The organism is Sphingomonas rubra (assembly GCF_900115745.1).
In the GTDB taxonomy this organism is placed as follows: domain Bacteria; phylum Pseudomonadota; class Alphaproteobacteria; order Sphingomonadales; family Sphingomonadaceae; genus Sphingomonas; species Sphingomonas rubra.
In genome coordinates, this window is record NZ_FOXP01000003.1 from 300,603 (window position 1) to 307,334 (window position 6,732).

A 6,732-nucleotide genomic window follows, 5' to 3' on the forward strand; every position below is an offset into this window, starting at 1 on the left:
GAGTAGCCGACGATAGGTAGTGATAAGCGCGCATGAATGCCCCGATAAGTCGGGATCGTGCTTAGACTTGCGCCCCTTGTGAAATGGTTACCGGCATCGAAGGGCGAACAGCACGGTAACCATCCGGCCTAATATGTTCGAAACGGCTGCGTTTCTATCGCTCCGCAGTCGGGTACATTCGCCCGGCATCGGAGACTGTGATGCGGAAGCGGATCCTTGCCCTGTTTGCAGCGTCGTGCTCGACGGCGGCGCTCGCAGGGCCGCAAGGCTGGACGATCAGCGAGGCGTCTGGTTCCGTGCAGGTGTCACGCGGCGGGCTGACCACGGTCGCGGCGCGGGGCGGGGCGATCGCGCCGGGCGAAACCGTGACCACGGGCAAGGGCGGGCGCGCCGTGCTGGTCCGCGGCACCGAGTTCATGATGGTCGCGCCCAATTCGCGCCTTCGCCTGCCCGCCGCCGCCGAGGCATCGAGCGGGATAACGCGGATCGTCGAGGAGTTCGGCAACGTCGTCTTCATGATCAAAAAGAAGATGACGCCGCATTTCGAGGTGCAGACGCCGTACCTCGCCGCAGTGGTGAAGGGCACGACCTTCAGCGTCAACGTCGCCGAGCGCGGCACCTCGCTCCAGGTTCTCGAGGGCGCGGTCGAGGTGGCGACCGTCGACGGCGGCGCGCGCGACCTGATTACGCCGGGCGCGATCGCACTCGTCTCGGCGGGTAATCGCGCGCGGATGGAGGTCGAGCGCGACGGTGTCCGCAAGATCATCACCTCTCCCAACGCGCCCGCGGAGCCGGCGGTGGAGGCCGCGCCGGCAGCGACGGTGGCGGCGACGACGCCCGCCGATCCGCAAACCTCCGAGGTCGCGTCGGCCGAGACGGGGACGGCACCCGCCCCCGTCGTCGTCGCCGCGCTGGCCGAGCCGGTCTACGCTTCGCCCGCGCTGCTCCAGGACACGACGGGCGGGATGGTCCAGGGAACGATCGGCGGGAGTGCCGCCGGCGTGGCGCTCGCCAGTGTAGCGGCGGCGACGCGCAACGCGACCGAGGCGTCGGTCACCACGGTCAAGATCGTCGAAGCCGCCGCCGACGTGACGGCAGCGCGCGCGGACCAGGCGTCGACCGCAGCGGAGGCCGAGAAGACCGCTGCCGCCGCCGCCACCGCCGCGCAGGCCAAGGCGGAGGCGGACGCCGCCGCCGCCGTGGCCGCCGCGGCCGCTGCCAAGTCGGCCGAGGATGCCGCGCGGGCGCAGGCCGAGCAGGAACAGGCCGCCGCCGCGCGCGCCACGACGGCCGCCAACGCCGAGACTGCGGCCAAGGCCGCCGCGGCGGCCGCCGACGCTGCCGCGCGCGCGGATGCCGATCGTGCGGCGAAGGATGCCGCGCAGGCCAAGGCGCAGGCGGACGCCGCCGCTGCGGCGCAGCTCGCCGACGCCGCGCGCCAGGCGGCCGCCGATCGTAGCGCCGAGGAGGCGGCGACCGCGGCGGCGGCGATGGCGGCCAAGGCGCAGGAGGATGCGCGTCGCGCCGCCGACGCCGCCGCTGCCGCCGAGGCGACGCGGCTCCAGCAGGACGCGCAGAAGGTCGCCGCGCAGGCGGCCGCCGACGCCGCGGCACGTGCCGCGGCTCAGGCCGCCGCGCAGGCCGCCGCCGCCAACGATGCCGCCGCGCACGCGGCGGCGGAGCAGGCCGCGCGCGCCGCCGCCGCTGCCGCCGACGAGGTCGCCAAGGCGAACCGCGCCGCCGAGCAGGCTGCCGTCGACAAGGCGATGCGCGACGCCGACAAGCTCGCGGCCGACCGCGCTGCCCAGGCGAGCAAGGATGCCGAGCGCGCCGCGCGCGACACCGCCGACAAGGTCGCCGCCGACGCGGCCAAGCAGGCGGACAAGGCCGCCAAGGACGCCGACAAGGCGGCCAAGGACGCCGACAAAGCCGCGCGGGACGCGGCCGAGGCGGCGACGGAGAAGGCTGCGCGCGACGCCGCCAAGGCCGCGTCGGATCACGAGGCCGAGAAGGCTGCCAAGGAGGCGCAGAAGGCAGCCGATGCGGCCGCCCGAGCCGGCAACGACAAGGCCGCCAAGGAGGCGGAGAAAGCCGCCAAGGAGGCCGAGAAGGAAGCCGCCAAGGCGGCGGTCGAAGCGGCGAAAGCCCAGGAGCAGGTCGCCAAAGACGCTCAGAAGGCCGCCGACGATGCTGCCAAGGCTTCAGCGAAGTCCGCGGACGACCTGCTCAAGAAGGTCGGAACGACGATCGGTACCGGTGTCGGCGGGCTGCTAGGCGGCGGCAAGGCCGCCAGCGATGCCGCCGACGAGGTCGCCAAAGCGAACCGCGCCGCCGAGCAGGCCGCCGCTGACAAGGCGATGCGGGACGCCGACAAGCTTGCAGCCGACCGCGCTGTTCAGGCGACCAAGGATGCCGAGCGAGCCGCACGCGATGCTGCGGACAAAGCCGCGCGCGACGCGGCCCAGGCGGCGACGGAGAAGGCCGCGCGCGACGCTGCCAAGGCCGCGTCGGATCACGAGGCCGAAAAGGCTGCCAAGGAGGCGGAGAAAGCCGCCAAGGAGGCCGAGAAGGAAGCCGCCAAGGCGGCGGCTGACGCCGCTAAGGCGCAGGAGCAGGCCGCCAAAGACGCTCAGAAAGCCGCTGACGATGCCGCCAAGGCTTCGGCGAAGTCCGCGGACGACCTGCTCAAGAAGGTCGGAACGACGATCGGCGCCGTCGGTGCCGGTGTCGGCAACCTCGTCGGCGGGCTGCTAGGCGGCGGCAAGTAGGTCGCGTCTGCATCCAGCGTAACGAGATCACGGCGCCTGCGAGAGGGGCGATGCCCGTGACGGCGGGGATCATCTTGTCGTAGCGTAGCGATGCGGCGGAAGCGCTTGTGCGTCATCGCCTCGTGCGGGGTGGTACTACGCCGGAGCTTGGGGTCGCCTTCATGCCATCTACTCGGCACAGCGAAATTACTTGTCGATCTGCTCCTATCATGTGCAGCCTGCCCGCGTCGCGCTGGCGGCTGTTGGAGCGATGGCGCATTTGGCAAGCAGCGCCGCCTCCCTCAGCTGCCTCAGGACGACGCGCGGGTCTGGGGTTGAAGGAGGCGGGTATGAAGAAGGCATCGCTGTCGGCGCTGATCTTTGCTGGAGCAGGAGCGGCTTTGGCCGCGACGCTCGGCCTGTCCGGCGGCCTGTCCAGCGGCCTGAGCGTGGACGTGAACGCCCCGCCGATCGCGGTCGTAAGCGGCGCCGTGTACGTGTCCGGCGTCCCGCCCGTCGCGGCTGCCAGCATGCCGACGGCGTCCGGATGTACCTCGCCAACGTCCTCAAGCGGCGCGATCAATCCCGCCCCCGGCGCGGCCGGGTGTGGCCTGCCGAGCCATACCACGTTGCAGGATCGCCTATGGTTCGGCACCTACTGGCAGCTGCTGCGGACGCCCATCATGCTTGGCGGCGGCTATACCAACGCGCGGATCGATCGCACGAACGATGGCGACTTCTTCGCTGGCATCGTCGACAAGGTGGACGCGAACGGCAGGGTCACCGACGTCATCCTGGCTTTCGCGGGAGCGCAGGGCATCGACGCCGTCCAGGGTGAATCGATCCTCGCCGGCATTCCGCTGGACGAGGCCGCCCGGGCGACCCGCCTCTACGAGCAATTGCTGAACGACACCCGCTACGCCAACGCGCGCATCCATGTGACCGGACACTCGCTAGGAACGGGCTACACACAGTACGTCCTCGCTTATGCCCTGGCGACGCACGGCGCGATTGCGACCGACGCGCGGGCCGACTTTCTCGGCTTTGGCGCGCCCAACTGGCTGGCGTCCGCCGCGGCGCATTTCGGCGTTGATCCGGTACAGGCCGCCACGCGCATGGTGGATTTTACCGCCGCCAACGACCCGGTTCTTCTGAACGGCGTCGTGCGGATCGGCATCAATAACTACCTCCCGGGGTGCTGTCAGTCTAACGCGAACCGCTCTCCACATGATGCACTTGGGTCTTTGAGGGCAGTGGCCTAGCTGGCGAGCACCTGCCACTCCGCCAGCGCGGCGGAGCGTCGTTCCCGGTAGGTTTGTCGATCGGTGAGGTGGCGCTCCAGGCTGAAGTGGTTGTGGACGTTGGCGTGGACGGAGGCGAACTTTTGTAGCGTCTTCATCTGCCTGAACCGGAGCATCGCCCGTTCTCGTCGTCGGAACGGCAGGTGGCTGTTCTCCACCCGGTTGTTCGCCCAGCGGCCGACCTCCTGCTTTTCGGCGTTGCCGAGATCGTTCATCGCAGCACGGTAGCTGCGGAGACCGTCAGTCGTGATTGCCTCTGGTGAGCCGTGGCGCTTCAGCGCCTTCTTCATGAACCGGAGTGCTGCGCCCTTGTCGCGCGTGCTGGTGACGTAGCTCTCGAGCACCTCGCCTTCGTGATCCACCGCTCGCCACAGGTAGACCATGTCGCCGTTCAGCTTCACGTACATTTCGTCCAGATGCCATCGCCAGTGGCGAAAGCCGCGCATGCGGCTTACCCGTCTGCTGCGTACCTCGCCTGCGAACATCGGCCCGAACCTGTTCCACCAGAGCCGCACCGTCTCGTGACAGATGTCGATGCCACGCTCGAACAGCAGGTCTTCAACGTTCCGCAGCGACAGCGGGAAGCGTACGTACATGAGCACCACCAGCCGGATCACCTCAGGCGACGAGTTGAAGCGGCGAAAAGGGGAGGGTGGTTTGGCTCTAGATTTGCGGGGCACGCAGGGATCGTATCAATCCCGTTACGCCACTGTCACGTTAGTCTGACAGCGCCCGACAGTGGTCTCGGCACTGGCGTCGAGGTGCTCCATCGCGACGAACTGGATACCGTGCAGCGCCGTCTGCAGGACGTAAAAGGCACGACGGTGCTCATCTACGAGCAGACTTGTGCCGCGGAGAAGCGTCGGCGGCGCAAACGCGGCAAGTTTCCAGACCCGGCCAAACGGATGTTCATCAATCCCGACGTTTGTGAGGGCTGCGGCGACTGCTCGGTCAAGTCGAACTGCGTCAGCGTATGGCCGCTCGAGACCGAGATGGGTCGCAAGCGCCAGATCGACCAGTCGAACTGCAACAAGGACTTCAGCTGCGTGAAGGGGTTCTGCCCCAGCTTTGTCACCGTTCTCGACGCAGAGCCGCGCAAGCCGAGGAAGTCGGCCCTGGCGAGCGAGGGAAATCTGGTGCTCCCCGATCCGGAGGTCGCTCGGTTCGATGGCGAGTACAATCTCATGGTCTCTGGTATTGGCGGCACCGGCGTGGTGACGATTGGCGCGCTGCTCGCGATGGCGGCGCACCTGGAAGGCAAGGCGTGCTCGGTCTTCGACATGACCGGCCTCAGCCAGAAGAATGGTGCCGTCTTCAGCCACGTGCGCATCGCCAACGAGACAGGCGCGCTCGGCGCGCAGAAGCTGGGTGTCGGTGACGCCGACGTGGCGCTCGCCTTTGATGCGGTCGCGGCTCTGGCAAAGGAGCCGGGCATCACCTTTGACCCCGCTAGGACGCGGTCGGTCGTGAACGGCCGCATCACTCCCACGCCAGCGTTTCAGCGCAATCCTGACCTGAACATCGACAAGCGGCTGCTGCTCAAACGCATCGCCGACCAGTCGCGGGAGGTGCATGCGGTGGATGCGACGGGCTTAGGCCTCGCGCTTCTTGGTGACACGATCGCGGCCAACCTGTTCATGCTTGGCTACGCGAGCCAGCTGGGACTGCTGCCGGTATCGGCCGCGGCTATTGAGCGAGCAGTCGAACTCAACGCGGTCTCGGTGCCGTTCAACAAGGCGGCGTTCGCCCTTGGCCGCCTGCAGGTAGTCGATCCCGGCAAGGTAGAGGCGGCGGCGGTGACGACGCGTCCGCCAGAGTTCAAGCCGCTCACCGAACTAAGCGACATCGTGGCGCATCGTACCGCTTTGCTGACCAAGTATCAGAATGCGGCGTACGCCGAACGCTACCGTCGGCTCGTCGATGAGGTAAGTGCCGTGGAGGCCCGGGTGACGCCCGGCGAAACGGGGCTCTCCGTCATGGTGGCGCGCAACCTCGCCAAGCTGATGGCCTATAAGGACGAGTACGAGGTCGCCCGCCTTCACTCGGACCCGGCGATGCGGGCGCAGCTCGCCGCCACCTTCGAGGACGGCGCCAAGATCCGGTACAACCTGGCGCCGCCGCTCTTCTCCCGCCGCGATCCGGCGACGGGCCATCTCCTGAAGCGGGAGTTCGGCTCCTGGATGGGATCCGTGTTCCAGGTGCTGGCGCGCATGAAGGGGCTGCGAGGAACCGCGCTTGATCCATTCGGCCGAACGGCTGAGCGGCGGATGGAACGTGGCCTCATCGACCACTACGAAGAGCAGATGCGTATGGTCTGCGCGACGCTCACGCCGGCGAACTGTCAATCGGCGTCCAAAAAGGACCCCCTATCGGCGTCCAAAAGGGACCCCCTTCGTCGAGCGGTGTGACGGGTATGGCGCGCCCGCCGTTCGCGCTGGTTGCGACGTAGGGCGGGCGTAGCCCGACCGGAGGCGCAACCAGCGCGAAGCGTCTTCTGCCGGTGGCCCCGGGCGTCAGCTGCGATGCTTGAAGCGCCAGCTGTCGTTGCCGGTCTCGACGATGTCGCAATGGTGTGTGATGCGGTCGAGCAGCGCGGTGGTCATCTTGGGGTCGCCGAAGACGGTGGGCCACTCGCCAAAGGCCAGGTTCGTCGTGACGATGACAGAGGTGCGTTCGTAGAGCTT

General features: G+C 68.2%; 5 protein-coding genes. 3 read left to right on the top strand and 2 right to left on the bottom strand.

Going from position 1 to position 6,732, the window contains the following annotated elements; all coding sequences use genetic code 11:
• Window positions 1-200 precede the first annotated feature (200 nt).
• Both BM145_RS05715 and BM145_RS05720 read left to right on the top strand, forming a co-directional pair.
• Complete coding sequence (locus BM145_RS05715) at window positions 201-2,768, top strand: FecR domain-containing protein (protein WP_093332384.1); 2,568 nt, start codon at window positions 201-203, stop codon at window positions 2,766-2,768.
• Window positions 2,769-3,097: 329 nt separating this feature from the next.
• On the top strand, window positions 3,098-4,009 hold the full coding sequence (locus tag BM145_RS05720; protein ID WP_093332387.1) for a lipase family protein: 912 nt from the start codon (window positions 3,098-3,100) through the stop codon (window positions 4,007-4,009).
• Here BM145_RS05720 and BM145_RS05725 read toward each other — a convergent pair.
• Window positions 4,006-4,728: an IS6 family transposase gene (locus BM145_RS05725; protein WP_093332449.1), complete on the bottom strand. Its 723-nt coding sequence runs from the start codon at window positions 4,726-4,728 to the stop codon at window positions 4,006-4,008. The genes BM145_RS05720 and BM145_RS05725 overlap by 4 nt on opposite strands.
• An 81-nt stretch (window positions 4,729-4,809) precedes the next feature.
• Here BM145_RS05725 and BM145_RS05730 point away from each other — a divergent pair, with 81 nt between their 5' ends.
• Entirely contained in the window at window positions 4,810-6,456 is a 1,647-nt protein-coding gene (locus BM145_RS05730) for a DUF6537 domain-containing protein (protein ID WP_218149621.1), read from the top strand.
• Window positions 6,457-6,561: 105 nt separating this feature from the next.
• On the opposite strand, the gene BM145_RS05735 is transcribed toward BM145_RS05730, so the two are convergent.
• The coding region (locus BM145_RS05735; protein WP_177200096.1) for an ATP-binding protein at window positions 6,562-6,732 on the bottom strand (171 nt) is incomplete at its 5' end.